The organism is Catenuloplanes atrovinosus (genome assembly GCF_031458235.1).
Lineage (GTDB): Bacteria > Actinomycetota > Actinomycetes > Mycobacteriales > Micromonosporaceae > Catenuloplanes > Catenuloplanes atrovinosus.
The window spans coordinates 2,289,580-2,316,139 of sequence record NZ_JAVDYB010000001.1 but is presented as its reverse complement, the minus strand read 5'-3'; the positions used below and the strand labels follow the sequence as shown (position 1 = coordinate 2,316,139).

General features: G+C 73.8%; 28 protein-coding genes. 15 read left to right on the top strand and 13 right to left on the bottom strand.

What is annotated here, in order from left to right:
* Positions 1-30: 30 nt before the first annotated feature.
* Both J2S41_RS10325 and J2S41_RS10320 read left to right on the top strand, forming a co-directional pair.
* Entirely contained in the window at positions 31-1,026 is a 996-nt protein-coding gene (locus tag J2S41_RS10325; protein ID WP_310366064.1) for an alpha/beta fold hydrolase, read from the top strand.
* A gap of 185 nt (positions 1,027-1,211) precedes the next feature.
* Positions 1,212-1,952: a dienelactone hydrolase family protein gene (locus tag J2S41_RS10320; RefSeq protein ID WP_310366063.1), complete on the top strand. Its 741-nt coding sequence runs from the start codon at positions 1,212-1,214 to the stop codon at positions 1,950-1,952.
* Here the strand turns inward: J2S41_RS10320 and J2S41_RS10315 are convergent.
* The 3 genes from J2S41_RS10315 to J2S41_RS10305 all read right to left on the bottom strand — a co-directional run bounded on the left by J2S41_RS10315 (position 1,940) and on the right by J2S41_RS10305 (position 4,642).
* Positions 1,940-2,743 carry a class I SAM-dependent methyltransferase gene (locus J2S41_RS10315; RefSeq protein ID WP_310366061.1) on the bottom strand — a complete coding sequence of 268 codons (804 nt, stop codon included), beginning with the start codon at positions 2,741-2,743 and terminating at the stop codon, positions 1,940-1,942. The two genes, J2S41_RS10320 and J2S41_RS10315, sit on opposite strands and share 13 nt — an antisense overlap.
* 76 nt (positions 2,744-2,819) lie before the next feature.
* On the bottom strand, positions 2,820-3,935 hold the full coding sequence (locus J2S41_RS10310; RefSeq protein WP_310366059.1) for an oxidoreductase: 1,116 nt from the start codon (positions 3,933-3,935) through the stop codon (positions 2,820-2,822).
* Positions 3,936-4,024: 89 nt separating this feature from the next.
* A complete protein-coding gene (locus J2S41_RS10305; protein ID WP_310366057.1) occupies positions 4,025-4,642 on the bottom strand; it encodes a TetR/AcrR family transcriptional regulator in 618 nt (205 codons plus the stop codon).
* Between the two features lie 80 nt (positions 4,643-4,722).
* Between J2S41_RS10305 and J2S41_RS10300 the strand changes: the two genes are divergently transcribed.
* Positions 4,723-5,343: a hypothetical protein gene (locus J2S41_RS10300; RefSeq protein ID WP_310366055.1), complete on the top strand. Its 621-nt coding sequence runs from the start codon at positions 4,723-4,725 to the stop codon at positions 5,341-5,343.
* 831 nt (positions 5,344-6,174) lie between these two features.
* Here the strand turns inward: J2S41_RS10300 and J2S41_RS10295 are convergent.
* Positions 6,175-6,666 carry a YbhB/YbcL family Raf kinase inhibitor-like protein gene (locus J2S41_RS10295; protein WP_310366053.1) on the bottom strand — a complete coding sequence of 164 codons (492 nt, stop codon included), beginning with the start codon at positions 6,664-6,666 and terminating at the stop codon, positions 6,175-6,177.
* A 76-nt stretch (positions 6,667-6,742) separates the two neighbouring features.
* Between J2S41_RS10295 and J2S41_RS10290 the strand changes: the two genes are divergently transcribed.
* From J2S41_RS10290 to J2S41_RS10280, 3 genes are all read left to right on the top strand, one after another.
* A complete protein-coding gene (locus J2S41_RS10290; protein ID WP_310366051.1) occupies positions 6,743-7,153 on the top strand; it encodes a MarR family winged helix-turn-helix transcriptional regulator in 411 nt (136 codons plus the stop codon).
* Between the two features lie 83 nt (positions 7,154-7,236).
* Positions 7,237-7,524 carry an ArsR/SmtB family transcription factor gene (locus J2S41_RS10285; protein WP_310366050.1) on the top strand — a complete coding sequence of 96 codons (288 nt, stop codon included), beginning with the start codon at positions 7,237-7,239 and terminating at the stop codon, positions 7,522-7,524.
* A gap of 17 nt (positions 7,525-7,541) precedes the next feature.
* Complete coding sequence (locus J2S41_RS10280) at positions 7,542-8,543, top strand: LLM class flavin-dependent oxidoreductase (protein ID WP_310366048.1); 1,002 nt, start codon at positions 7,542-7,544, stop codon at positions 8,541-8,543.
* Here J2S41_RS10280 and J2S41_RS10275 read toward each other — a convergent pair whose 3' ends face one another.
* Entirely contained in the window at positions 8,544-9,008 is a 465-nt protein-coding gene (locus tag J2S41_RS10275; RefSeq protein WP_310366044.1) for a DUF6194 family protein, read from the bottom strand.
* Positions 9,009-9,074: 66 nt separating this feature from the next.
* On the opposite strand from J2S41_RS10275, the gene J2S41_RS10270 reads away from it, so the two are divergent.
* The 3 genes from J2S41_RS10270 to J2S41_RS10260 all read left to right on the top strand — a co-directional run bounded on the left by J2S41_RS10270 (position 9,075) and on the right by J2S41_RS10260 (position 11,613).
* Positions 9,075-9,494 carry a BLUF domain-containing protein gene (locus tag J2S41_RS10270; protein ID WP_310366042.1) on the top strand — a complete coding sequence of 140 codons (420 nt, stop codon included), beginning with the start codon at positions 9,075-9,077 and terminating at the stop codon, positions 9,492-9,494.
* 93 nt (positions 9,495-9,587) lie between these two features.
* Complete coding sequence (locus tag J2S41_RS10265) at positions 9,588-10,763, top strand: metal-dependent hydrolase family protein (protein ID WP_310376340.1); 1,176 nt, start codon at positions 9,588-9,590, stop codon at positions 10,761-10,763.
* A 61-nt stretch (positions 10,764-10,824) separates the two neighbouring features.
* Entirely contained in the window at positions 10,825-11,613 is a 789-nt protein-coding gene (locus tag J2S41_RS10260; protein ID WP_310366040.1) for a poly-gamma-glutamate hydrolase family protein, read from the top strand.
* 114 nt (positions 11,614-11,727) lie between these two features.
* Here J2S41_RS10260 and J2S41_RS10255 read toward each other — a convergent pair whose 3' ends face one another.
* Together J2S41_RS10255 and J2S41_RS10250 are read right to left on the bottom strand one after the other, a co-directional pair.
* Complete coding sequence (locus J2S41_RS10255; protein WP_310366038.1) at positions 11,728-12,180, bottom strand: response regulator transcription factor; 453 nt, start codon at positions 12,178-12,180, stop codon at positions 11,728-11,730.
* Between the two features lie 9 nt (positions 12,181-12,189).
* Positions 12,190-12,324: a hypothetical protein gene (locus J2S41_RS10250; RefSeq protein WP_310366036.1), complete on the bottom strand. Its 135-nt coding sequence runs from the start codon at positions 12,322-12,324 to the stop codon at positions 12,190-12,192.
* Between the two features lie 197 nt (positions 12,325-12,521).
* Here J2S41_RS10250 and J2S41_RS10245 point away from each other — a divergent pair, with 197 nt between their 5' ends.
* Complete coding sequence (locus J2S41_RS10245; RefSeq protein ID WP_310366034.1) at positions 12,522-13,721, top strand: S8 family peptidase; 1,200 nt, start codon at positions 12,522-12,524, stop codon at positions 13,719-13,721.
* A gap of 78 nt (positions 13,722-13,799) precedes the next feature.
* Here J2S41_RS10245 and J2S41_RS10240 read toward each other — a convergent pair whose 3' ends face one another.
* The 3 genes from J2S41_RS10240 to J2S41_RS10230 are packed head-to-tail and all read right to left on the bottom strand — an operon-like array spanning position 13,800 to position 17,107.
* Entirely contained in the window at positions 13,800-14,255 is a 456-nt protein-coding gene (locus tag J2S41_RS10240; RefSeq protein WP_310366031.1) for a hypothetical protein, read from the bottom strand.
* On the bottom strand, positions 14,242-15,942 hold the full coding sequence (locus J2S41_RS10235) for a VWA domain-containing protein (RefSeq protein ID WP_310366028.1): 1,701 nt from the start codon (positions 15,940-15,942) through the stop codon (positions 14,242-14,244). The genes J2S41_RS10240 and J2S41_RS10235 overlap by 14 nt, the downstream gene beginning before the upstream one ends.
* On the bottom strand, positions 15,926-17,107 hold the full coding sequence (locus J2S41_RS10230; protein ID WP_310366024.1) for a hypothetical protein: 1,182 nt from the start codon (positions 17,105-17,107) through the stop codon (positions 15,926-15,928). Before J2S41_RS10230 ends, J2S41_RS10235 begins: the two co-directional genes overlap by 17 nt.
* Before the next feature lie 113 nt (positions 17,108-17,220).
* Here J2S41_RS10230 and J2S41_RS10225 point away from each other — a divergent pair, with 113 nt between their 5' ends.
* Positions 17,221-17,664 carry a hypothetical protein gene (locus J2S41_RS10225; protein ID WP_310366021.1) on the top strand — a complete coding sequence of 148 codons (444 nt, stop codon included), beginning with the start codon at positions 17,221-17,223 and terminating at the stop codon, positions 17,662-17,664.
* Positions 17,665-17,751: 87 nt separating this feature from the next.
* Positions 17,752-18,222: an SRPBCC family protein gene (locus tag J2S41_RS10220; RefSeq protein WP_310366019.1), complete on the top strand. Its 471-nt coding sequence runs from the start codon at positions 17,752-17,754 to the stop codon at positions 18,220-18,222.
* On the opposite strand, the gene J2S41_RS10215 is transcribed toward J2S41_RS10220, so the two are convergent.
* Both J2S41_RS10215 and J2S41_RS10210 read right to left on the bottom strand, forming a co-directional pair.
* Positions 18,217-18,627 carry a hypothetical protein gene (locus J2S41_RS10215; RefSeq protein ID WP_310366018.1) on the bottom strand — a complete coding sequence of 137 codons (411 nt, stop codon included), beginning with the start codon at positions 18,625-18,627 and terminating at the stop codon, positions 18,217-18,219. The two genes, J2S41_RS10220 and J2S41_RS10215, sit on opposite strands and share 6 nt — an antisense overlap.
* A gap of 16 nt (positions 18,628-18,643) precedes the next feature.
* Positions 18,644-20,740, bottom strand: coding sequence for an Hsp70 family protein (locus J2S41_RS10210; RefSeq protein WP_310366016.1), 2,097 nt, complete (start codon positions 20,738-20,740; stop codon positions 18,644-18,646).
* Positions 20,741-20,767: 27 nt separating this feature from the next.
* Here J2S41_RS10210 and J2S41_RS10205 point away from each other — a divergent pair, with 27 nt between their 5' ends.
* Genes J2S41_RS10205 through J2S41_RS10195 form a run of 3 tightly spaced genes read left to right on the top strand, consistent with a single transcriptional unit; the run spans position 20,768 to position 23,609 of the window.
* A complete protein-coding gene (locus J2S41_RS10205) occupies positions 20,768-21,838 on the top strand; it encodes a glycoside hydrolase family 43 protein (RefSeq protein WP_310366013.1) in 1,071 nt (356 codons plus the stop codon).
* 50 nt (positions 21,839-21,888) lie between these two features.
* On the top strand, positions 21,889-22,791 hold the full coding sequence (locus J2S41_RS10200) for a diacylglycerol/lipid kinase family protein (RefSeq protein ID WP_310366011.1): 903 nt from the start codon (positions 21,889-21,891) through the stop codon (positions 22,789-22,791).
* Positions 22,788-23,609: a metallophosphoesterase family protein gene (locus J2S41_RS10195; protein ID WP_310366009.1), complete on the top strand. Its 822-nt coding sequence runs from the start codon at positions 22,788-22,790 to the stop codon at positions 23,607-23,609. The genes J2S41_RS10200 and J2S41_RS10195 overlap by 4 nt, the downstream gene beginning before the upstream one ends.
* On the opposite strand, the gene J2S41_RS10190 is transcribed toward J2S41_RS10195, so the two are convergent.
* Complete coding sequence (locus tag J2S41_RS10190) at positions 23,606-26,143, bottom strand: ATP-binding protein (protein WP_310366006.1); 2,538 nt, start codon at positions 26,141-26,143, stop codon at positions 23,606-23,608. The genes J2S41_RS10195 and J2S41_RS10190 overlap by 4 nt on opposite strands.
* Positions 26,144-26,560: the final 417 nt, after the last annotated feature.

The following is a 26,560-nucleotide window of genomic DNA, read 5'->3' as shown; positions in this document are numbered from 1 at the left end:
CGTGCAACAGCGCCGGCCATGCTGACGGCCATGTTCACGAAAGCATGGATCACGGCGGCGCTCACGGCCGCGCTCGTCCTGACGGCCGCGTGCACGACCACCGGCCAGCGGCCCGGGGCGACGCCGGCGACCGCCCACGACGCGGCCACCCGGGACGACGCCGACTTCAACCGGCTGTTCCGGCACGAGACGGCCGAGGTCGACGGCGTGACGATGCACTACGTCACCGGCGGGCGCGGCGAGCCGCTCGTCCTGCTGCACGGGTGGCCGCAGACGTGGTACTCGTGGCGCGAGATCATGCCGGCGCTCGCCGAGCGGTACACGGTCTACGCGCTCGATCTGCCGGGGCTCGGGGACAGCGCTGGCGCGCCGTCCGGTTACGACAAGGCCACGCTCGCCCGGTACGTCCACGGGCTGCTCGCCGACCGGCTGGGACTGCGCGGGATCAACCTCGCCGGGCACGATCTCGGGGCCGGGGTGGCGTTCCAGTACGCCGCGCGGTTCCCGGGCGAGTTGGTCAGGTACGCCCACCTCGACTACCCGCTGCCCGGTCCCGCACTCGGCGCGAACGCCTACCGCCAGGCGAGCTGGCACATGTCGTTCCACACCCAGGACGGGTTCCCCGAACTGCTGGTCGACGACGACGTCCGCGGCTATCTGTCGCTGTTCTACGGGTACGTCGCGTACGGCGGGACCAGCTTCGGCGGGCCGGGCGCGAAGGCCCCGTTCACCGCGGAACAGATCGACGAATACGCCCGTACGTACCAGCGCCCCGAGGTCCTGACCGGCGGCTTCGCGCTGTACCGCACCCTGGACCAGGACGAGCGGGACAACACGGCGGCGCAGCCGGTCACGGTGCCGGCGCTGCTGCTGACCGCCGAGGGCACGCTCGCCTTCACCCGCTCGACGGTCCAGCCCCGCATGCCGAACATCACCCGCGCGGTCGACGTCCCCGGGGCCGGGCACTGGCTGATCGCGGAGAACCCGGACTTCGTCACGGCCGAGCTGCTGGCCTTCTTCGGATGACGCCGGCGGGAGCTGAAACCCGCTGGCGGCGGGTGGGCGGCGCGGTTAGCATGTCGGCGGGCCGGGACGGAGTCGAGGAGGTGGTACCCGTGGACGTTACGACGTGGGTGCTCTCCTTCGGGGTCACGGTCGGGCGGTAGGTCGTCCGGGAGCACCGTTGGTGAGCACTCCCGAAAGGCACGACCATGCACTTCACCACCACGCGGCGCCTCGACGACGGCGTCCTCGAACGCGAGTTCACGCTCGGCGGCGTACCCGGTCTGCTGTGGACGCCCACGTCCGCCGCCGCGCCGATGCCGCTGATCCTGATCGGACACCCGGGCGGGCTGCGCCGGATGCATCCGCGGCTGGCCGCCCGGGGTCGGCACGCCACCGCGGCGGGCTTCGCCGCGGTCACCATCGAACAGCCGGGCGCCGGTGACCGGCCACCGCTCGCGGACGCCGAGCGGGCGCGGGCGGACCTGCAACGGGCGCTGCGAACCGGTGAGCCGCTCGACGAGATCGTGGACCGGCTGGTCCTGCCGCTGGTCGAGCGCGCGGTGCCGGAGTGGCGGGCGCTGCTGGACGCCGTCCTGACGCTGCCGGAGATCGGCGGACCGGTCGGCTACTCCGGCGGGGTGATCGCCATCGGACTCCGGCTGGCGGTGGTCGAGCCCCGGATCGCGGCCGCGGTGCTGTTCGCGGGCAGCTACCTGCCGCGCGGCATGATCGAGGAGGCCCGGCGGGTCACCGTCCCGGTACGGGTGCTGCTGCAGTGGGACGACGAGGGCAACGACCGGCGGCTGGCACTGGACGTGTTCGACGCGCTCGGCTCCGCGGAGAAGACGCTGCACGCGAACCTGGGCGGGCACACCGGCATCCCGGCCTTCGAGGCGGACGACGCGAACCGGTTCTTCGCCCGGCAGCTGAGGCCTCAGAACGTGTAGCGGTAGCCGACCAGGAACTCGCGCAGCGGGCGGACCGCGTGCACGAACCGGTACATCGCCCGGTAGCCGCGGACCGGGATGCGGTCGTATCCGGCGCTGATCGGCACGCGCTCGGCCAGCGTCAGCCGCGGCGCCGCGGCCGTGACCGGGTGCGTGGCCGGCGTCCAGCTGACCGGCCGCGCGATCCGGACCATCCACGGGGGCACGCCGTCGAAGATCAGGTCCCCGGCCGGGAAGTGGTCGGTGATCCGCCGCAGCAGGTCACCGACCGCCTCCGGGGTCAGGTACGGCAGCAGGCCCTCCGCCACCACGAGCACGGGCCGGTCCGCCGGGATGCTCTCCAGCCAGCCCCGGTCGGAGACCGAGGCGTCGATCATCCGGTAGCCGCCGCGCTCGGCGTAGAGCCGCCGGCGCAGCGCCATCACCGGCGGGATGTCCAGGTCGTACCAGCGCAGCCGGTGCTCCGGATCGAGGCGCAGCATGCGGCTGTCCAGCCCGCAGCCGAGATGCAGCACGGTCGCGTCCGGCCGCCGCGCGAGACAGGCGCGCGCCCAGTCGTCGAACCGCCGGCCGCGCAGCGTGACGATGAACTGCGCGCCGCCGGTGAGCAGGCGCCGGCGCATCGGCGGGAAGCGGTAGTCGATGCGCGCCAGCGCCTCGGCCGCGTACGGATCGCCGAGCACCGGCCGGGCCCGCCGGTTCTCCTGCGCCCGCAGGTAGAGCGTGGCCAGCATGGTCCAGGTCACGTCGTCGTCGGGAATCGCACTGGCGTCGATCCGGTCCTCTGCCATCACGCACCCCGCCGCATCGAAGAACGAAGAACCTCGATTCAGACGGTACGCCGTGCGCGCCCCGGACGGGGAACCGTCACCAGCGGGCGCGCCAGTACTGCTCCGCGCGCGGCAGGTCCGCGGCCGGCACGCCGAGCGCGGCGGCGGCCTCGGTGGCCCAGTGCGGGTTGCGCAGCGCGGCCCGGCCGATCGAGACCGCGTGGGCCTGGCCGGTGGCGAGGACGGTCTCGGCCTGGGCGGCGTGCTCGATCAGGCCGACCGCGCTGACCACGGTGTCCGTGCCGGCGAGCGCGGCGGTGAGGTGCGCGGCGTACGGCACCTGGTAACCGGGCCCGACCGGGATGGCGGCGCCGGCCTGCAGCCCGCCGGTGGAGACGTCCACCCAGGTCACGCCGTGCTCGTCGGCGAGCGTGCGGGCCAGCCGGGCGGAGGCCGCCACGTCCCAGCCGCCCTCGACCCAGTCGGTGGCGCTGATCCGGATGCCGAGCGGCTTGTGCGACGGCCACACCTTGCGCACCGCGGCGGCGACCTCGCGCGCCAGGCGGGTGCGGCCCTCCTCGCCCGCGCCGTACCCGTCGGTGCGGGTGTTGGTCAGCGGCGACAGGAACTGGTGGAGCAGGTAGCCGTGCGCCGCGTGGATCTGGAGCACGTCGTATCCGGCCTCGTCCGCGCGGCGGGCCGCGTCCGCGAACGCGTCCACCACGTCGGCGATGCCGGCCTCGTCGAGCGCGGTCGCCGGCGCGAGCCCGGGCTGGACCGGCCCGTCCACGGCGCTGACCGTGGGCCAGCCGCGCTCTGCGGCCGGCACGGTGCCGAGCGGGCGGCCGGGCAGCGACGGGTACGTGGAGCCCTTGCCGCCGGCGTGGGCGAGCTGGACGCCGGCCGCCGCGCCCCGCGCGTGCGCGAAGCGGACGATCCGGGCGTGCGCGTCCCGCTGTGCGTCGTTCCACAGGCCGGCGTCGCGCGGCGAGATGCGGCCGCGGGCCTCGACCGCGGTGGCCTCCGTGACGACCAGCCCGAAGCCGCCGGACGCGAACGCGCCGAGGTGGACCAGGTGCCAGTCGGTGGGTACGCCGTCCTCGGCGTCGATCGCGTACTGGCACATCGGCGCCACGAACGCGCGGTTGCGGACGCGCAGCCCGGCGCCGTCCGCCGTGGGCAGGGTGATCGGCTCGAACAGGCGTGCGGTCACGGCGGTCTCGCTTCCCGGGGCGTGGACATCGTGTCGGTTCGCCAGATTAGATGCGCACGCGGATTATTGCCAACGCGTGGTAATCCCCGTCACGCCGGCCGGGACGTGAAGATCATGGTCAGGTGGGCGTCCAGCGCGCGCAGCGCGGTCTCGGGCGTGTAGTAGCCGCCCAGGACGTAGATGGACAGCCCCTCCATGGCGGCCAGCAGCCCGGCGCCCGCGGCCTCGGCGTCCACGGTCGCGGACGCCTCACCGGCGGCCCGCGCCGCGCGGATCTGGTCGGCCATGAACGCGGCCATCTGCCGGGTGCTGTCGCGCAGCAGTTCGGCCGCGGACGGCTCGACCGCGGCGTAGGCGAGGAACGCCAGGCCGACCCGGCCGTCCGCGCGGCGCTCCTCGTCCAGCGGCAGCAGCGTGGTCAGCAGCGTCCGTACCGTGTCGGCCGGGGTGAGGGGTTGCGGCAGCCGGGCCATGGCCGCGTTGACCCGGGCGGTGGTGCGCTCCATGATGCCGTGCAGCGCGAACCGCATCAGGTCGTCCTTGGTGGCGAAGTAGTGCTGCACCATGCCGGTGGTGACGCCGGCCTCCGCGGCCACGTGCCGCAGGCTGATCGCCTCCAGTCCGCCGCTCGCGGCGACGCGCATCAGCGCCTCGACGATCAGTTCCCGGCGTTCGGCGTGGTCGACCCTCTTCGGCACGCGGCCCATGTTTTCACATTGCAGTCGTATTGACACCCCACGTGGCGGTCTTTTACATTACGAGTGCAACGCAAAACGGGGAGGGTGAGATGATCGAGCTGGTCAGGAAGGTCGTTCGCTGGGAGATCGCCCTCTGGGTGAGTCTCTACCGGCTCACGTTCCGTCGTCCGATGCCGATGGAGCCGGGCGCGCGCGACTTCGGCTACGTCCGCCCGGTCGCGCCGGTGCTCGGCGTGTTCATCGTGGTGTCAGCGATCGACATCGTCGCGGTCGACCTGGCCCTGCGCCACTTCCTGCCGGACTGGGAGTGGCTGCGCACGGTCGCGCTGGTGCTCGGCGTCTGGGGCCTGCTCTGGATGATCGGCCTCGCGGCGAACCTGGTCACCCACCGCCACGTGGTCGGCCCGTCCGGCCTGCGCGTCCGCAACTCGCACACGCTCACGCTGGACCTGCCCTGGGACACCATCGAGACGGTACGGGCACACAGCCGCTACCTGATGGAGAGCGACACCGTGCAGCGCGCCGGCGACGTGGTGAGCATCGCGATGAGCAGCCTCACCGCGGTCGACGTGGTGTTCCGCGCACCGGTGACGCTCGACCTGCCGAAGGGACGCGAGGAGGGCGTCACGGAGCTGCGGTTCCACGCGGACCGGCCGGACGAGTTGGTCGCGTTCGCCCGGACGTTCCTGAACGACCCGGTCATCGCCTGACCGGGCTCAGCCCGCATCGACGTGGGAGGCCGGGGGCCGGGGGCCGGTCACGGGGGCCGAATGCCGGCCAGTGGGCCCGGTGCCGGCCAGTGGGCCCGGTGCCGGCCAGTGGGCCCGGTGCCGGCCAGTGGGCCCGGTGCCGGCCAGTGGGCCCGGTGCCGGCCAGTGGGCCCCGGTGCCGGCCAGTGGGCCGGAGGTCGGTCACGGCCGGAGGTCGGTCAGTGGGCCGGATGCCGGTCACGAGGCCGGAGGTCGGCCGTGCCGGCCGCCGGCCACCGCGCGGGATACCGATCGCAGCGCGGATACCAGCTGCGGCACGTAACACCGGACGCGGCACGGCGCACGGGACACCAGGCTCGGCACGGAACGGCGGATCCGGCACCAGCTACCACTCGCGGCCGGAGATGCGGGTCGCGGCCGCGAGTGCCGGGCCGCAGCACGGAATATCGAGTCGCGGCGCCCAATATCGGCGGGGCGTGAGATTCCACGCTGCGGCGCGAGATTCTGAGCCGCAGCACGAGATTTCGAGCCCGGCGGGAGATTTCGAGGGCGGCGCGAGATCCCGAGCCCGGCGCGAGATCCCGAGCCCGGCGCGAGATCCCGAGCCCGGCGCGAGATCCCGAGCCCGGCGCGAGATCCCGAGCCCGGCGCAAGATCCCGAGCCCGGCGCAAGATCCCGAGCCCGGCGCAAGATCCCGAGCCCGGCGCAAGATCCCGAGCCCGGCGCGAGATCCCGAGCCCGGCGGAGATCCTGAGGGCGGCGCGAGATCGCGAGGCGGTGCGGGATGCGAAGCTGCGGCGTGGTGCGGTCGGGCCGCGTTGATCCGGTTCCTAGGAGGCCGGGGTGCTGGTGCCGACCAGGATCGCGCGCCCGAGCGTGTGCGGGATCATCAGGATGTGCAGCATCGCCAGGCTCGCGCCCGGCGGCAGCTCCAGTTCCGGGACGCCGAGCGCGGTCGCGCACACGAACAGCCGGTGGACGCCCGTGCCCGCCGGCGGGCGCACGCCCGAGTAGCCGGCCACGCCCAGGTCGTTGACCAGCGGCACGCCGGCCCGCGCGCCGCGACCGAGCCCGCCTGGCGCGGCCGGCACGTCCTTGACGGCCCAGTGCCACAGCCCGCCCGGGATCGGCGCGTCCGCGTCGAACGCGGTCACCACCAGGCTCCGGGTCCCGGCGGGAAGGCCGTCCCAGTTCAGCGCCGGCGACTCGCCGCCGTGCGCCGCGTAGGCCGTGTCCGGCAGCGGCGCGCCGTCCGTGAAGTCCGGCGAGCGCAGCGTGAACGCGGGGGCGGGGAACGCGATCGCGTACGGGTGGTAGGCCATGACCATCTCCATTTCCACAGCAGTGCTGTACATCCGTGACGCGCCGAACGTACAGCATTGCTGTATTGTTCTGCCAATGAGCGATGATCTGGATCTCGCGGAGGCGCTGCGGGCCGCGGTCGGCGACTTCGTGCGGCGTGTCCGCCCGCTGGAGGCGATGCCGCCCGGCCAACTCGCCGCCCTGGGCCACCTGCACCGCGACGGCGCGCTCTCGATCGCCGACCTGGCCCGCCGCGAGGCCGTCCGCCACCAGTCGATGACCCGCACCGTCGGCCTCCTCGCGGACCAGCACCTGGTCACGCTGCGCCCGGACGCGCTCGACCGGCGCCAGGTCGTGGTGGTGATCACCCCGGCCGGCACCATCCGGCTCACCGAGGCGCGGCGCGCGCGGGCCGCGGTCATCGCCGGCACGCTCACCCACCTCACGCCCGCGGAGCGGGACATCGCAGCCCGCATCCCGGAGATCCTGCGCAAGCTGACACCGTGAGCAGCGTGAGCAGCGTCATGCTGGCGGCGCCACGCTGCGTGACGTAATTTCGGAACTTAGCGAAATACCGAAGGACGGTACGCGTGCTGGACGAGTGCAAGGCCCTGGCGAACGAGACTCGCCTGAGCATCCTGGAGTGGCTGAAGGACCCGGCCACGCACTTCCCGATCGGCGGGGACGAGCCGCTCGGCGTCTGCGTGGGCCTGATCCAGCAGCGCGCCGGCTGTTCCGCCTCGACCGTCTCCGCGCACCTCGCCGTCCTGCAGCGCGCCGGGTTCCTGCGCGCCACCCGCCGCGGCCAGTGGACGTACTACCGCCGCGACGAGGCCCGCATCCGCGCGTTCGCCGAACGCCTGCACCACGACCTGTGACCCCGGAAGGCGGCACCATGCCCACCGCACTCTCCCTGCTCGACCTCGCCCCGATCGCGACCGGCCAGACCGCGCGCGACAGCTTCGAGGCCAGCGTGGAGCTGGCCCGCGCCGCGGAGCGCAGCGGTTACCGGCGCGTCTGGTACGCCGAGCACCACAACATGGCGACGATCGCCTCCTCCGCCACGAGCGTGCTGATCGGGTACGTGGCCGCGCACACCGAGTCGATCAAGCTGGGCTCGGGCGGGATCATGCTGCCGAACCACTCGCCGCTGGTCATCGCGGAGCAGTTCGGCACGCTCGCCACGCTCTACCCCGGCCGCATCGACCTCGGCCTCGGCCGCGCGCCCGGCAGCGACCAGGTGACCATGCGCGCGCTGCGCCGCGACCACCTCTCCGCCGATTCCTTCCCGCAGGACGTCCTGGAGCTGCAGGGCTATCTGACCGGCCGGACGCGCGTCGCGGGTGTGCAGTCGTACCCGAAGCCGGACGGCGAGGTGCCGCTGTTCATCCTCGGCTCGTCGCTGTTCGGCGCGCAGCTGGCCGCGCAGCTCGGCCTGCCGTACGCGTTCGCCTCGCACTTCGCGCCGGACGCGCTGCACCAGGCCGTGCAGGTCTACCGCGAGACGTTCACGCCGTCCGCGCAGCTCGCCGAGCCGTACGTGATCGCCGGCGTGAACGTGATCGCCGCGGACACCCGCGAGGAGGCCGAGGACCAGCGGACCCGCGCGTACCGCAACCGCACCCGCGCGTTCATCTCGCGCGGCGCGGTCGGCCAGAACTTCACGGACGCGGAGATCGACGCGTTCCTCGCCTCGCCGAACGGCCGCCAACTGGCCGAGATGACGCGGTACACCGCGGTCGGCACGCCGGACGAGGTGCGCGACTACCTGGAGGCGTTCGCCGCCTCGATCAAGGCGGACGAGCTGATCACCGCGCACCACGCGGAGGACGTGGCCGCGCGGGTGAGGTCCGTGGAGCTGACCGGCGCGGCGATGACGGCCCCGGCCGCGGCCTGATCAGGCCCGGCGCTCGTACCGTGAGCGGGCCGTCTCGTGCGCCTTGCGCAGCAGCTCGCGGGCGAGGTCGCCGGTGCGCGGGCCGGGGTTGACGATCGACAGCCAGCCCATGGTGCCGTACAGCGGGTGCGGGAACACGGTGTCCGGCGCGCTCGGGTCCGCCCCGGCCGCGCCGGCCTCCCGCGGCCGGTGCCCGGTGAGCCGCGCGAAGTCGTCCTTGGACACGTGCACGTTGAGGCGGAACGTGTCCGGCCGGTCCAGTCGCGAGCTCAGGTCGTCCGGGTAGTCCTTGGTGACGATCGTGGCGAACGGCTGGACCGCGGTGGGCACGCTGCCGTCCGGCGAGTGGTAGAAGAACGCGTCGCCCCAGGCGATCTCCGGCGTGCCGTCGCCCGGGCGCGGGCGCAGCACCAGCACGCCGTCGTCGAGGCCGGACACGTACGCGATGATCTCGTCCATCGTCATGCGTCAAGCCTGCCATCCGTGGCGCAAGCCCGCCCGATACGCCCGAGTACGCGATAGATTGAGGCGGTGACGGTGACGCAACTGATCTACCGCAGCCGGCAGGATCGGCTGTCGCCGGAGAGCATCCACCACATCCGCGACCAGGCCCGGGAGAACAACGCGCGGCTCGGCCTGACCGGCGTGCTGCTGTACGGCCCGGAGCACTTCCTGCAGTGCCTGGAGGGCGACGCCGCGCAGGTCACCCGCACGTTCCGGACCATCGCGGAGGACCCCCGGCACGACGACGTCGCGCTGATCGCGGTGCGCGACGTGCCGCGGCGCACGTTCGCGGACTGGTCCATGGGCCTGATCGACACCGAGGCGCCGGGCGTCCGCGAGGCCGTCGCCGACGTGATGTCCACCGGCGACTTCATCCCCGACCACCTCGGCACCGATCAGGTGACCACGCTGATGCAGCGCATCCGCGCGCTGCACCGAAGCGCCTGAGCCCGGCGGCGGTAGGGTGCGCCGGTGCACCGTATCGAGGCAGAGCAGCTGATCCCCGGGCGCGGCGAGCCGGTCCGCGACGCCGTCGTCGTCATGGACGGGCCCGTCATCGCGTACGCCGGGCCGCGCGGCGAGGCACCGCCCGGCACGGAGGCGACGCCGGTGGTCCGGGCCCGTACCGTCATGCCGGGCCTCTGGGACTCGCACACGCACCTGCTCGGCACCCGCCCGGACCAGTTCGACTACGCCGAGATCGCGCAGGAGCACCCGGCGACGCGGGCGGCGCGCAGCACGCGGAGCCTGCGGCGGGCGCTCGACGCCGGCGTGACCAGCATCCGCGAGCTGGGCGGCCTGGGCCTCTACCTGGCGCCCGTGGTCGAGGAGGGCCTGGCCGACGGACCGGCCATCTACGCGGCCGGATCGGTGCTGTCCACCACGGGCGGGCACGGCGACGTGCACTCGTTCCCGGTCGAGTGGGTCCGTGACACCGCCCGGCTGGGCGCCGACTTCCGCCTGGCCGACGGCGAGGCCGAGTGCGCCAAGGTGGTCCGCGAGCAGTTGCGGCGCAACGCCAAGGTGATCAAGGTGTGCGCGTCCGGCGGCGTGATGAGCGTGATCGACGATCCGATCCACCAGCAGTTCACCGACCGGGAACTGCGCACCATCGTGGAGGTCGCCGGGCTCGCGGAACGCAGCGTCGCCGCGCACTGCCACGGCAAGCCGGGCATCATGGCGGCGCTCACGGCCGGGGTGCACACCATCGAGCACGGCAGCTACCTCGACGACGAGGCGTGCGCGGCGATGAGGGAGACCGGCGCGATCCTGGTGCCGACGCTCACCATCATCCGCGAGGTGCTCGACAGTGGACGGGTGGCGCCGTACGCCGCGCGGAAGATGGCCGCGATCGCGCAGACCCACCGGGACAACGTCACCCGCGCGTACGAGGCCGGCGTGACCATCGCGATGGGCTCCGACCTCGGCGGCACCGGTGACGGCACGGCGGCGTGGGGGCGCAACGGGCGCGAGATCGTGCTGCTCACCGAGATCGGCATGACGCCGCTGGCCGCGATCGAGGCCGCCACCGCGACCGGCCCGGCCACGCTCGGCCGCCAGGCGCCCCGCTCCGGGCTGCTCGCGGCGGGCTACGACGCGGACGTGCTGACCGTCGACGGTGACCCGCTGGCGGACCCGTCCCTGCTGGCGGACCCGTCCCGGATCATCGGCGTGTGGCGGGCCGGCACCCGGGTCAAGGACGTGACACCGGCGTGACACCGCGTCGTCCATACTGGACGCCGTGTCACGACCCGATGTTCCAGACTGGAGCCGATCGATGTCCACGCTGCACCGCCGTACCGTTCTCGTCGCGCTCGGCGCGCTGGCCGCGCCGCCGATCGCCGTGGCCGCCGGCGCCCGTCCCGCGCACGCGGCCGACCGCTACCCGTCCAACAGCGCGCTCTACGCCGCGCTGGCCTCCGTCGAGCACGTCGAGTGGACGCGGCGGTTCCGGCGGCACGCGACCGCGCACGGCGGCACCCAGCCGTTCCCGGACACCACGATTCTCGCGGTGCACGGCGGCGGCATCGAGCCGGGCACGTCCGAGCTGTGCATCGCGATCGCCGGTTACCGCCCGTCCGACGAGGCGCCGCTGACCGGCCGGCTCTACGACCACTGGCTGTTCGAGGGGCTGCGTTCCAGCGGCAACGCGGACCTGCACGTCACGTCCACGAACTGCGACGACCCGGTCGCGCTGTCCCTGGCCGGTGGCGCCCGCCGCACCGTCTCGCTGCACGGCTGCTCCACCGCGGAGGCCGGCCTGCCGGACGGCACCGCCGCGGTCCTGGTCGGCGGCCGTGATCAGGCGCTGAAGACCCGGCTCCGCAACCGGTACGAGGCCGCCGGCATCCAGCACGTGGACGCCGCCACCGTGCCCGCGCTGTCCGGCACCGACCCGGCCAACATCGCCAACCGCACGCTGACCGGCGCGGGCACCCAGTTGGAGCTGACCACCGACCTGCGCGCCGCCATGTTCACCGAGAACACCCGGCCCCGCCGCAAGCACACCACCACCGCGGTCTTCGACGCGTTCGTCGCCGCCACCCGCCTCGCCCTCACGGACTGACCCGGGTTTCGTTCGGTGACCGGCCTCGGATCGGACAGGGAGGAGCGCCAGCGACGACCGGTGCCCGCTCCGAGCGTGCGGGGGGTGACCACGCCGGAAGCTGGAAACGGAATGTCAGGGGTGCAGCAGGCGCTGGACGCGGTTGAGCAGTTCCTGAGGGCGGAACGGCTTGGTCATGTAGTAGCTGGCGCCGAGCGTCATGCCGAGGTCGATGTCGCCGCTGGTGTCGCGGCCGCTCAGGATCAGCACCGGGATGTCCGTGGTGCGGGGTTTCGCCCGGAGCTCGTAGCAGATGTCCAGACCGTTCAGGCCGGGCATGACCACGTCCAGCAGGATCAGCTGCGGGCGGTGCTGGACCGCGAGGCTGAGCGCGGACAGCCCGTCCCCAGTCATGATCACCCGGTAGCCGGCGGACTCCAGCGTGAACTCGACGAGCGCGCGCACGTCCTCGTCGTCGTCGGCGACCAGCACGGTCGGCGGTCCGGGCGGCCCGGCCGGCTCCGGCGCCGCGGTCCCGGCCGGAACGATGAACGCGCTGGTCAGATACGGCATGGTGGTCTGGCGCACGATGACCCCCTACGCGCGCTGGATGCCGAGTGCGGGAACGTCACCGCCGGGCAGCGGCGGCAGCGTGACCGGGCGCGCCGGGGCGCTCGGGGTGGAGTCGTCGTCCGCGACCGGGTCGTGGGTGCGAAGCGCCTTGGTCACCATGCCGCCGTCCTGTCTGCCGTCCGCCGGGCGGCGGGGATTCACCGCCCACGCTGACGAAACCGTCACCCGGTGGCGGCGCGGGTGCCGCCCGGGTGCGATCCGGTTGCATCCAGGCATTCCCTTTCATCGATCGCAGGCGATAGCGTCCGGACAGGGCGGCCGAGCCTGCCGGTTCGGTCTTCGATGGGGAGGTACGGATGGCGAGACGAGGGCGGCTGGGGATCGCGGCCGGGATCGCGGTGGCGATCGGCACGTTCGGCCTGCCGGGAGCGTCCGCGGCGGCGCCCGCGGAGGGCACGGTGCTCGAGGCGCCGGGCGCGCGGGTGGTCCCGGACAGCTACGTCGTGGTGCTCGACGACGGCACCACCGCGGTCCCGGACCAGGCACGTGACCTGGCGAAACGGCACGGCGCGACGGTACGGGACACGTTCGAGCACGCGCTGCGCGGGTTCGCCGCGACGATGTCGGCGACGCAGGCCCGGCGGCTCGCCGCCGCGCCGGGCGTGGCCTACGTGCAGGCGAACGTGATCCACACGGTGCAGGCGACGCAGCCGAGCCCGCCGTCGTGGGGACTGGACCGCATCGACCAGCGCGAACGGCCGCTGGACGAGTCGTACACGTACGCCACCACGGCGGAGAACGTGACGGCGTACATCATCGACACCGGCATCCGCACCACGCACGGCGACTTCGGCGGGCGGGCGGTCAGCGGTTTCGACGCGGTCGACGGCGGCACCGCGGATGACTGCAACGGCCACGGCACGCACGTGGCCGGCACGGTCGGCGGCGAGGCGCACGGCGTGGCCAAGGGCGTCTCGCTGGTCGCGGTGCGCGTGCTGAACTGCGAGGGCAGCGGCACGACCGCGCAGGTGGTGGCCGGCATCGACTGGGTCACCGCGAACGCGGCGGACACCGCGGTGGCGAACATGAGCCTGGGCGGCGGCGCCGACACCGTGCTGGACGACGCGGTGCGCCGCTCGATCGCCTCGGGCGTCACCTACGCGATCGCGGCCGGCAACGGCCTGCTCGGCATCATCGCGCTGGACGCCTGCACGCAGTCGCCGGCCCGGGTGACCGAGGCGCTGACCGTCTCCGCCACCAACTCGGTCGACCGCAAGCCCGGCTGGCCCAACTACGGCACGTGCGTCGACCTGTTCGCACCGGGCATCAACATCACGTCCGCGTGGTCCACCGACGACACCTCGACGAGCACCATCAGCGGTACGTCGATGGCCGCGCCGCACGTGGCCGGCGCCGCCGCGCTCTACCTGGCCACCCACCCGTCCGCCGCCCCGGCCGAGGTCAACGCGGCCGTCCTCGCGGCGGCGACGCCGGGGGTGGTCGCCAACCCGGGCACCGGCTCGCCGAACCTCCTGCTCCACACCGGCGGTCTCTGACCGCCGGAGATCGGGGACCGCCCCCGGGAACGGGTTCCCGGGGGCGGCCTCGGCGCCGGGCGGGCACCCCGGGCACGGTCACCCGGGGCCGCGGCGGTTGCGGGACTCGACATAGGCGACGACCAGCGACGCCACCGCGACGATCACGCTCGCCGGGCCGCTCCACCCCTCGAGGTGCTGCCAGCCGAGGTAGAACAGCGGGATGTAGAGCAGGCTGACCACCCCGAGGGTGACGGCGGCCATCAGCAGCAGGCGGCGCGGCTCTCCGCCCAGTCGCCAGATGGGCACGTCGATCACCCAGTACGTCCAGAGCGGCGGCCGGGGCCGGGCGGCGGTGAGCCACATCAGCAGCCCGGTGACCAGCGAGCCGAGGAGGTAGGCGGCGAGCACCACCAGCGGCCAGAACCGGAAGTGCGGGCGCATCATCGTCTCCAGCACGCCGAGCATGGCGGCACCACCGAAGATCAGCGCGGCCGACGCCCCGATCAGGTGCGGCATCGACGCGAACCAGCCGGTCACCTTACTGCTGGCCACGGATGCTCCAGAAGACGCTGTAGAGCGGCGCGTCCGGGCTCGCCGGGAACAGCTGGCCGCCGCTGGCCGCCGCGATCGCTCGCAGCTCGCGCTCCCACTGGGTGGCGCCGTCGACGCCGGCCGGTCCGTCGTCCGGCCGGTAGCCGCCGCATGAGACGCCGCCGGACGCGCCGGAGTCGAAGGCGATGGTGTAGATCGGCACCTCGCGCTCCTCCGGCGACAGCGTGTCACGGAACCGGATGTAGTCGCCGTAGTTGTGGCCGCAGTTGTTCTGGCCGTCGGAGAACAGCACGATCGAGGTGGACGGCCCCGGATCCACCCGCCGGTGCGCCTCCTCGAGCGCGGCGTACATGGCGGTGTTGCCCTCGGCCCGCAGGTCGTTCCGCACGTAGTCCCGGATCTCGGCCAGCGTCGGCGCGGTCTCCGTGCCGGCGGGCAGCGGAAACGTGCGCGCCGGCAGGGGTTTCTGGTTGAACGGCACGAAGGTCACCTGTTCGCCGGGCAGGAACGCGTAGTACGTGGTCGGGTCCTCCGGGTCGGTGCCGGTCAGCGAGATGATCGCGTTCCGCAGCAGGCTCATGTTGTCCTCCATGGAACCGGACACGTCCAGCACGAACACCATCCGGGACGGCGGCCGCACGCTGGTGCGGTACCGCTCGACCAGATTCCGCAGCACGGCCGGGTTCGTCGGGTAGCGCAGTTGCGCGACCGGCACCGCGTTCTGCGGCGACGCGACCGCCGGGTTGCCGGGCCGGCGGCTGGTCCGGTCGCTGATCCGCTCCTGCACCGGCGGCTCCAGCAGCCAGCGCCACAGCCGGTCGAACGCCTCCTGCACGCGCGGCGTGGTGCCGCGCAGCAGGCTCAGCCGGTACTCCGCGATCGTGGTCCCCTCGCCCGGGTAGATCGCCCGCAGCCGGCAGTCCTCGTTCAGCTCCGTGTTGTTCATCCGCTTGATCTCGGACTCGTAGATGATCAGCCCGTCGACGCCGTCTGTGCCGCTCGCCCGCCCGCAGTCGGTGCCGCCCGATCCCGCCTGCGTCAGGTAGGCCTGGGACAGCTCCAGCGACGTGTTCGCGGTCAGCCGGTGCCCGGCGAAGAACGCGCGGAGGTCGTCCTGGAGTCCGGGTACGTCGGCGTCGGTGACCGGCAGCCCGGTGCCGGCCAGCGCGGTGGCCACCGCGACCAGCCCGGCGAGCCCGGAGTTGGAGTGGTCCGGCCGGGTCATGCCGAAGCGGAACTGCCCGGCGGCGACCGCGCCGACGAGGTCGGTCCAGTTCGGCGGTGCCGTCTCGGTCCAGCCGCGCTCCTCCGCGAGCGAGGCTCGCACACCGACCAGCACGGGCGAGCGCATCAGCGGCGGCGACTGCCGCAGCAGCGCGGCGCGGCTGCCCGGCCAGAGGCCGAAGAACTGGTCCGCGCCGAACCAGACCGCGTCGTACCGCTGCGCCACGTCCGGCTCCGTCAGCAGTTGCGCGCCCTCGACCGAGCCGATGCTGGTGAGTTCGACGCGGACGTTCAGCGCCTCCTCGGCCTCGCGGAGCGTCTCCGCCATGTCGGCCAGTTCGCTGCCGGCCAGCACCCGCAGCACCACCGGCTCACCGGGCTCGGCGGCCGCCCCGCAGCCGGCCGCACCGAGCGCCAGCAGCGCGGCGAGCAGCGCGCTCACCGTCCTACGTACACGCGGCACCGGCCCGATCCTCCCCGTAGACACCGTCGATGACCCCGTTCATGAAGCCGGTCCACTCGCCGTTCGGCCGCAGCGACACCGCCGGCCCCGGCACCTCCGGCAGCGCGAAGCCGAGCTCCTCGTTCACGGACGCGAACGCGGCCGGGTCGCCGGCCGGCCGGAACCCGTGCTCCGCGGCGAGCCGGCGCAGGTCCTCGTCCTCGGTGAGCGCCTCCGCGATCATGCGTCCGCGATCGGTCAGCGGCGCGATCGCGTGGTCGCTGGAGATGGACGGCGTCGGGTACAGCATGAGCCGCCGGGACTCGTACGACGTGCCGTCCGGGCCGGTGACCGTCGTGACCAGGTCGCCGGAGCCCGTGCGCAGCGCGTCGAGGAACTGCGCCTCGTAGACGACCTGCATCGGCAGTTGATAGCCCTCCGCGGACAGGTACTGGTCGAACGGCTCGTCACTGGTCAGGCCGGTGCTGCCCTGCGCGCGGAACAGTTCGGTCAGCCACTCGGTCTGCGCGCTGACGTTCGGCGCCGGCACGGCCGGGCTCCCGCTGTCGGCGGCGCTGGCCAGTGCCAGGAACAGCTCCGCGGAGTTCGAGGTGTCCAGCCGCGTGCTGAGCAGGATCGCGCGCTGGAATGCCGGGTACGGCCCGTCCAGCGTCAGATCGCCCCACCGTTTCCCGGCACGGAACACGTCCGTGAGGTAGCGGGCCACGTCGAACGTGCGCGCGTCCGCGGACGCCACCCCGGGCGGCAGCGCCGCGGCCACGTCCTCGAAGGTCGCCACCACCAGCGGCGACGAGAAGATCACCACCGGTTCGCCGGTCACCTGCGCGTTCGCCAGCACGTCCGCCGCCGCGGACGCGCTGCCCGGGAAGGCGAAGTCGTAGCCGGAGAGATCACCGTCACACGCCATCGTGCGCGAGCCGGCCGACCGGACCGTGACGGTCAGGCCGCGCAGCGCGAACTCCTCGATCACGTCCTCGTCCTGGAAGAAGGACAGCTTCTCGGAGCCGACCAGGCCGTTGACGGTGAAGAGATCACATTCGAGTACGTGACGAACCTGCAGCTCACACGCGTCCCTGCGGACGCCGGACGAGACCAGTCCGATGGAGACGATCACCAGAGTCGTGAGGAGGAAGCCGAGAATCGCCCTTGTCCGCTGTCTGTCCATCCACGCCCGCCCTCGGAGGAATCGGCGATCTCCAGCGTAGTACGTCGATGCCGCCCGTCCCGTCCCGTCGATGCCGCTGGACCCGGTGATCATGGGCCGCTAGCGTGCGCGGCATGTTCCCCGACGGGCGGCCCAGCCGCATCGCCATCGAGCCCGACGACCACCACGCCGAGCACGTCGGCCGTACCGCCGACGGCCGCCAGTTCTTCCTCACCACGCCGTTCGAGCCGGAGGGGGAGGAGTTCATCGCGCTCTACCTCTTCGACGCGGGCGGGCGCCTCCTGGAGGCGAAGATCGACTCGTTCGGCCATCGCGACACCCTCGACGAGGCGGCACACGAGGCCGCGTACGACGCGCGGCTGGCGGAGCTGGGCGAGGTGACGATCGCGCGCATCGAGGTCGAGCCGTTCGCCGTCGACCGGTTCGGCACCACGTTCGGCCTGGTCGCCTGGCCGCCGGAGGAGGAGGACGAGGACGACGAGTGGTGGGTGATCGCCGAGCCCGGCGACTACATGGCGTTCAGCGCCCCGTGGGACAGCGGCGAGTACGACACCTGAGTTCCGCCGCCGCGGCGCCCCGGTCACGGTGGCGCCGCGGCCGGTCCGTGGGATCATCTGTCCAGGGGCGAGCGGAGGGGTCTGTCCATGAGCGACACGGTCATCGCGGTTGACACCGGCGAGCGGCGGGTGTCTCGCCGCGCGGTGGTGGACGCGCCCGCGGCGGAGCTGTTCTCGCTGGTCGCGGATCCGCACCGGCATGCGGAGCTGGACGGCTCCGGCACGGTGCGGCGGGAGCACGTCGAGGGGCCGCACCGGCTGGCCAGGGGCGACCGGTTCACCGTGCCGATGCGGCAGCTCGGCGCGCCGTACAAGGTCACCTCGGTGGTGACCGCGTGCGAGGAGGACCGGCTGATCGAGTGGCGGCATCCGCTCGGGCACCGGTGGCGCTGGGAGTTCGCACAGCGGCCGGACGGGCGCACCGAGGTCACCGAGACGTTCGACTACTCCACGACCGGGGCGCCGTGGATGATGAAGCTGCTCGGCTTCCCGGCGCAGAACGCGAAGGGCATCACCGCCACGCTCGAGGCGCTGGTCGCCCGGTACGCCGCGCTATGAGCGCAGCTGCGGCAGCGTCTCGCGGACGGCCCGCGCCATCGCGCCGGTGACCGTGTCGCGCTTGCCGCGGTCCTTGACCAGCGCGTCGTAGCCGTAGATCTCGAACTCCATGACCAGGTTGCCGTTGCGCAGCACCAGACCGGCCCGGGTGCCGCCCGGTGCCTCCGCGGCGAAGCTGAACGACTCCTGGCCGACCCCGAGCGCGCCGGCGTCCCGTTCGGTGAGCTCGGGGCGGGCGCCCTCGATGCCGCCGCCGCCCGCCTCGAACTCGCGGACGCCCGTCATGTACTCGCGGGCCTCCGCCTCGCTGCCCAGCGAGATGGCCAGCGCCTGGAAGCCACCGGTGGCGTAGTCGACCTGGCAGGTGCGCAGGTCCGGGATGGTCGGGTCGAAGCTGGACCGCACCGGCGCGCTGACCTGCTCACCGACGAGCGCGGTGACCGCGCCGTAGCGAACGGCCGGGCAGAGCGTCCGGGGTACGGAGAACGTGGCGCCCCGCGCGGGCGGCGGCGCGGCCGGGGCGCCGGTGGTGGCCGCGGGCGCGGGTGCGGCGGTGGCCGCGCCGGCGGCCGGGGCGGTGGCGGTGGCGGTGGCGGAGGCGCTCGCGGAGGGCTCCGGCCGGCCGGTGGTGACCGCGCCCTGGCCGGGCGCGGCGGTGGTGGCGGCCGGCGGCGGGAACGCGACGCCGTCGGCGGGCCGGTCGCCGGCGCCGGGGATCAGCAGCGTGGCGGTGGCGGCGACCGCGGCCACGGCCGCGGCGGCCCCGGCGACGATCGCCCAGCGGCGCACCGCGGTCGCGCTGTCCCGCTCCCCCACCGGAAACGCCGCCGCACCGGACACGGGGACGCCGGAGGCCGGCGTGCCGGAGATCGGCGTGCCGGAGACGGGCGGGCCCCAGACCGGCGCGCCGGAGGCCGGGCCGCCGGAGACAGGTGTACCAGGGACCGGCGTGCCGGAGATCGGCGAGCCCGACGCCGGAGCGCCGGAGATCGGTGCGTGTTGCGGCGGGCCGGGCAGGTGCGCGGTCGCGGCCGGCAACGCGGCTCCCGTCGCCGCACCGGCCGCCGCCGATGTGCCGGGCAGCGGGCCGGGAGCCGCGGCGGGATGCGCGGACGCTGCCGCTGCCGGCGCGGCCGAGCCCGGCTGCGCCGGCACCCCGGCGGAACCCGGCTGGGCCGCGATTCCGGTGACCCGGCTGGGTCGCCGCCCCCGCGGCACCCGGCCCGGCCACGCTCCCGGGGAACCCCGGCTGGACCGCCGCTCCCGCGACACCCGGCCCCGCCACGTTCCCGGGGAACCCCGGCTGGGCCGCCGCTCCCACGACACCCGGCCCGGCCACGCTCCCGGGGAACCCCGGCTGGACCGCCGCTCCCGCGACACCCGGCCCCGCCACGTTCCCGGGGAACCCCGGCTGGGCCGCCGCTCCCGCGACACCCGGCCCGGCCACGCTCCCGGGGAACCCCGGCTGGGCCGGCACTCCGGCCGTGCCCGGCATCCTCGCGGCCCCCGGCGAGCCCGCCCGCGCGGCGTACCCGCCGATGCCGCCCCTGGCGATCGCCAGCTCCGGGTCCGCCAGCAGGACCGGTGGCACCTGCAACGCCCGGTGCAGCAGCGTCGCGGCGAGCGGCATGCGGCCGCCACCGCCGATCATGACGACCGCCGCCGGTACCGCGCCGGCCGCGCGCAGCGCCGACCCGCTCGCCGCGACCGCGCGCTCGAGGATCGGCCCGGCCACCGCCTCGAGTCGCTGCCGGGTGATCACGACGTCCTGGTCGAGCAGCGGCACCCGTACCGTCGCGGAGGAGGTGCCGGACAGTGCCTCCTTCGCCTGCCGCACGTCGTCGCGCAGCCGTCGCGCGGCGCGCCGGTCGGCGGACGACGTCGGCGACAGCAGCCGCTGCCAGCCGGCCTCCCCCGGCACGGACGTGGCCAGCCAGGTCAGCAGCGCGCCGTCCAGGGCGAGCCCGCCCGCGTCCGCGAGTGTCTCCGTGGCGGCGACCTGGTAGCCGTCGCCGGTACGCCGCAGCACGGTCGCGCCGAACGAGCCGCCGCCGAAGTCGCAGACCAGCACCGCGGCCCCCTCGGCGACGGGCACGCCGCCGAGCGCGCGCCCGGCCGCGACCGGCTCCGGCACCAGCTCCGGCGTGGGCAGCCCGGCCTCCCGGGCCGCGGCCACCAGCGTCCCGCACCGGTCCGCGCCCCACGACACCGGGTGGGTGAGCACGAGTTCGGTGACCGTCTCGCCGGTGGTCACCGCGGCCTCCTCGGCCGCGCGCGCCAGCACCGCCCCGATCAGTTTCGGCACCGGGAACGTGAAGGCGCCGAGCGGCACGGTGTCGACGCCGGCGAAGCGCTTCGGGTGCGGCTCGTAGGCGTCCGGCGTGATGCCGGCCCGCCCCAGCGCCTCGCTGCCGGTGATCAGCCGATCGCCGGCCGCGCAGATCCCGGACGGCAGCAGCGGCAGCCCGTCGAACAGGATCGCGGTGCCGTCGCCCGCGACCGCCGCCGTGCTGGACATGCCGACATCAACGCCGAGCTTCAATTCATGAGGTTCTCTCACCGCCGGCTGATCGGCGCCGCCGCGTTGCTGGTGGCCGCCGCTCTCGCGCTCGGCGTCGGCGTGTACCGGGCCGGGGACGCGAGCGCGGCGCAGACGATCCGGGCCGCGGACCCGAGCGTGATCCGGGTCGGCGGCACCTACGTCTCCGTGCAGGTGTGGAACGGCGGGATCGGCGTGCGGCAGGCCGCGTCGACGACCGCGCTGGCGAACGCGCCGGTCAGCCAGGTCTGGTCGGACACCGGCCGGCTCGGCGAGGTCTGGGCACCGGAGCTCCACTACGACGGCGGCCGGTACTACGTGTACTTCGCCGCGGGCGTCGGCGCGGCGCACCGGATGTACGTGATCAGCTCCGCGTCCGCGGCGGGCGGCTACACCGCGGCGCAGCGGATGGCGCTGCCGGACGACAAGTGGGCGATCGACGGCACCATGTTCACCTTCAACGGCCAGCGGTACTTCGTCTGGTCCGGCTGGGCCGGCGACACCAACGTCGAACAGAACCTCTACATCGCGCGGATGAGCGGCCCGACCGCCACCACCGGCCCGCGGTACGCGATCTCGCAGCCGCGCGAGCCGTGGGAGCGCGTGGTCGGCAACCCGTTCATCAACGAGGCCCCCGAGGCGATCAAGGACCCGAGCGGGCAGTTGCACCTCTACTACTCCGCCAACGGCAGCTGGAGCGAGCAGTACTGCCTGGCCGACCTGCGGCTGCGCGCCGGCGGCGACCCGACCTACGTGTGGGACTGGTACAAGTCCAACGGCTGTCACTTCGGTGCGAACCGGGCCACCATGATGGCCGGCTGGGACCCGACGCTCCACGTCGACGGCCCGGGACATCACAGCTTCGTGCTGCTCAACGGCGACATCAACACCAGCCCGCCGGCCGGCCCGCAGTTCCCGCTGATGTTCCACGCGGTCCCGAAGGGCACGCCATACAGCTGGGCGAACCGGTACTGGTACACCGGCACGTTCCAGTGGTGGGGCAACACCACCTACACCCGCGCGAACGTGCCCGGCGCCACGTCGGACACCGGGTGGGCGCTCAAGTTCTACGAGTGAGCGCGGTCCTCCGGCGCGCGCCCGGACGCGACCGAATCTAGACTTCGCTGGTGAAACGCATTGCTGTCGTCTATAACGCGCGCTCCGGCGCGCTTCTCGCCCGGGCCGAGGCCTCCCCGGAGGAGCAGCTGACCGAGCTGTTCGCGGCGCGCGGCGTGACCGCGGAGCTGCGGGCGTTCGAGCCCGGCACGCTGCGGATCGACGTGGGTGAGCTGCTGTCCGGCGAGCCCGACGCGCTGGTCGTCGCGGGCGGGGACGGCACGGTGCGGTCGGTCGCGGAGCAGCTGATGGGCGGCGACGTGCCGCTGGGCATCCTGCCGCTGGGCACGATGAACCTGCTGGCGCGCGACCTGGGCGTACCCGATGATCTCGAATCGGCGGTGGACGCGCTGCTGGCCGCGCCGGTCGACCGGATCGACGTGGCCACGGTCAACGGCTCGCCGTACCTGCACAGCTCGATGCTGGCCATGCTGCCGCACCTCGGGCGCATCCGGGAGCGGGTGCGCGGTCAGCGGCTCGGCGCGGTGCGGCTGGCCGACCGGGCGCTGCGGCTGATCCGCCGGTACCCGCGGATGGAGCTCGCGATCGCGGTGGACGGCGAGGAGCACCTGACCCGTACCCGCGCGGTGGTGGTCTCCTGCAACCCGCTCGCGGCCGGGCCGGCGCCGATCCCCGGCCGGGAACGGCTCGACGCCGGGCGGCTGGCGGTCTACGTCACCCGGGAGCGATCGAGCTGGGACCTGGTCGAGGTGGTCGCGAAGCTGTTCAACGGCGGCTGGCGGCACGACGAGCGGATCCGGGTGTACGAGGGTAAGACTGTAGAGGTGAGATCGTCGAGGCTCGCGCTGATGAGCGTGATGAGCGACGGGGAGAACGCCCAGCTGGCCACCCCGCTGCGCTATGAGATCCGGCCGCGCGCGCTGGCGGTGCTGGCACCCGGGGCGGCGTCGTGAAGCCGGCCGGCGTCCGGATCGCGCAGATCGCCGACCTGCACTTCGGCCGGGACGTGCCCGCGGTCGCGGAGACGCTGCTGGAGGAGTTGCGCGAGGTCCGGCCCACGCTGATCGCGGTCTGCGGCGATCTGACGCAGACCGCGGCGGAGGCGGAGTTCCAGGCGGCCAGCGCGTTCCTGGACAAGCTGCCCGCGCCGTCGCTGATCGTGCCCGGCAACCACGACCTGCCCGGCTGGCGGTTCTGGACCCGCTTCACCCGGCCGTGGCGGCGCTGGCGCCGGCACATCGCCAGCGACCCGTACGGCGCCGTCACCTACGAGACCGACGGCCTGATCGCGGTCGGCGTGAACACGGCCCGCCGGTGGACGTTCCACCACGACTGGTCGCGCGGCCGGATCAACATGCGCCAGCTGACCGCGATCGGCGAGGCCTTCGACGAGGCGCCGCGCGACGACCTGCGCGTGGTCATCGCGCACCACCCGTTCCTGCTCACCGACGCGGTCCGCGGCCGGGGGCTGGTCGGCCGGTCCTCGCTGGCCCTGCGCCACCTGCGCCACCGCGCCGACCTGCTGCTCGGCGGGCACATCCACCTGGCGTACAGCGGCATCGTCGACGGCCTGGTCGTCTCCCAGTGCGGCACCGCGGTCTCCAACCGCCTCAAGGGCGAGCCGAACAGCTACAACCTGATCGACGCCACCGGCGACCGCGTCACCGTCGCCATCCGCCGCTGGGGCGACGACCGCTTCGAGACCCACGAGAGCACCGAGTACGCCCGGGACGGCCACGAATGGTCCATCCCGGGCGCGCCGGCGGGCTAGGGTAGCGCCTTCGCGGGGTCGTGGGCGCCGAGCCGTTCCAGGATGTCGCGGGCGGCCCGGTGGGCGTCGCGGCCGGCCTCGTCCTCGCCGAGCGCGGTGAGGCAGTGGCCGATGCCCCGGTACGCCCGCGCCCGCTCCGCGTCGCCGCCGGCCCGGGTCGCCAGGTCGAGCGCGCACCGGTGCCGGTCCAGCGCCCGGGTGACGCGCTTGGTGAGCCGGTCGAGGTCGCCCTGGGCGTTGCGTACCTCCGCCTGGCCCAGTAACGACTGCTCCTCGACGAAGACGTCCAGCGCCTCCTGGTGCGCGGCCTCGGCCGCCGCCGGGTCGCCCGCCAGGCGGTGCAGCGTGCCGAGCAGGTTGAGCGCGCTGGCGTACCCGGTGCGGTGGGGCATCTCCCGGAAGATCGACAGCGCCTGCCGGGCCGCCTCGCCCGCGTGCTCGTACCGTGCGAGCCCGAGGTACGCGCGCGCGAGATACAACAGGCAGTGCGCGCCGCCGGAGCGCGATCCCATCCGTTCGTGCAGGACCCGGGCCTTCTCCAGCACGGCGGCGGCGCGCTCGTGGTCGCCGGCCTGGCAGTGCAGGTGGCCCAGGTAGTTCAGGCTCACGGCCATGCCACGCCGGTCGCCGAGGATGTCGCTGACCCGGAACGCATGCTCGTGGATCTCGGTGGCCTCCCGGTTCTCCCCACGGTTCTGGAGCGCGGCCCCGAGCTTGTTCAGCACGGCGGCGCACGTCCGGGCGCTGGCGTGGTCGCCGAGGAGGACCGCCGTCGCCTCGCGGAGCGTCTCGACGGCCGCGTCGTACGCGCCGCTCGCCAGGTGCAGCGTCCCCAGTTCGGCGAGCGCCTCCCCCTCGCCCGCCCGGTCGCCGGACCGCCGGTAGAGGTCCAGCGCCCGTTCCAGGTCGGCGGCGAGCGCGGTTCGCGTCCCGGCCTGCCGCCGCGCGGCGACCAGGGTGAGCAGCGTCGCCGCCTCCTCCGCCTCGGCCCGGTCACCGCCGGGATGCGCGCGCAGCGTGGCGAGCGCGCGTTCGCACTCCGCGATCGCGGCCGGGTATTCGCTGCGCAGGTACAGCACGCCGGCGAGCTCGCGCAGCGCCACCGCGCGGGCGGTGTGGGCGCCGTTGCGCGCGGCGCACGCGGCCGCGATGCGGTAGAGCGTGACCGCCTGCTCCCACGGGCCGTACTCCCGCAGGAACGCGGCCAGCCCGCCGGTGAGCCGGGCCATCAGCTCGTGCTCGCCGGTCCGGGCCAGCTCCCGCGCGCAGGCGAGCAGGTTGACGCGCTGCTGCTGCAACCAGGCCAGTGCCACGGTGCGCTGCTCCACCCGGGCCAGCACCGGGGGGTACGGCACGGCCAGTGCCGCGTCGGCCGCGTGCACCCGCCGGACGTAGTCCTCCGCCAGCCGGGCGAGCGCCCCGACCCGCTCCGCCTCGCCGTTCGGCAGCTCCGCGTTCCGCATCCGCGTGTAGTCGCAGATCAGGTCGTGCAACTGGTAGCGGCCGGCGCCGCGCGCGATGACCAGGTGCTCCTGGACGAGCGCGTCCAGCCCGCGCCTCGCCTCCTCCGCGCCGACGCCGGTGAGCGCGGCGGTGGCCGACACGTCCAGGTCGGCGCCCGGATATGTGCCGAGCCGCAGCAGGAACCGCCGCAGCGGCTTCGGCAGGCGCCGGAACGACAGGTCGAAGGCGGGGCCCACCGCCAGATCCTCGGCCCGCATCCGGGACGTGCGGTGCACCGCGCGCCGCAGCTCGCGCAGCAACTCGGCCGCGGTCTGCTGTGGATGGCCCTGGAGCTGGGCCGCGAGCAGGCAGATCGCCAGCGGCAGCGTGCCGCAGTCGCGCACGATCTCCGCCACCGCCGCCGACTCGGAGCCGCGGTGCTCCCGGCCGGACCTCCGGGCGAACAGGGCCGCGGCCGCGGCATCGGTGAGCGTCGGCAGCTCCAGCGCGTCCGCCGCGTGCTGCGCCATCAGGCCGGTCAGGCGTCGCCGGCTGGTCACCAGCACGACGCTGTCCCCGCCGGCCGGCAGCAGCGGGGCCACCTGCGGGCGGTCGAGCGCGTTGTCGAGCACGACGACGCACCTGCGCGCGGCCAGTCGGTTGCGCCACTGCAGGGCGCGCGCCTCCGCGCCGGTCGCGATCTGGCCGGGCGACAGCCCGTCCGCGATGAGCAGCTGGTAGAGCGCGTCCTCCGGGGTCACCGCGCGCATGCCCGGCGCGTGCGCCTTGAGGTCCACCAGGAACCCGCCGTCCGGGTAGCGCGGGCGCAGCAGGTGGGCCACGTGCACGGCGAGCGCGGTCTTGCCGACCCCCGGCATGCCCGCGATCAGGTGCAGCCCGTCCCCCGCGGTCAGCCTCTCGATCTCGGCGTCCCGGCCGATCAGCGGCCCCGCGTCCCTCGGCACGGTCCACGGCGGAGCGGGGCGCTCGCCGGGCGTGCCGAAGAAGTACTGATCGCGGCCGGCCTGGAACACCTCGGCGCTGCCCTCCGCGTGCTGCGACGGTCGCCCCCCGGCGTCATCGCCCGGCATGACGGCCGCCGGTCACTCCGGGCAGCCGGTCACGGCCGCCCCGTCGAAATCGTGATCCCCCGATGGCATGCACTCGCATGATCCCCCCTGGTCTTTCGGCTCCCGGTGTGTCTCACTCATCATCACCGCGCACGCACGACCTGATCGGGTAGGCGGCATCGACGCGGGTGGCCGTACCCGGCACGTCACCTGCAATTGCACAGGCACCCGCACGTTCCGCCGATTCACACAGGGTTTCAGCAGCACCTACTCAATGGATCACCGCGATGGGAAACGGTCATCATCCGAGCATTCACTCCCATTCATTCATCTCGGCGGTACGCGATTCGCATATTTGACCATCATGTCGATCACAATTAGATGTTGATCGATTAATGGTGCACTAATCTCACAGGCATCGAGTTGATCCTTCGGAGG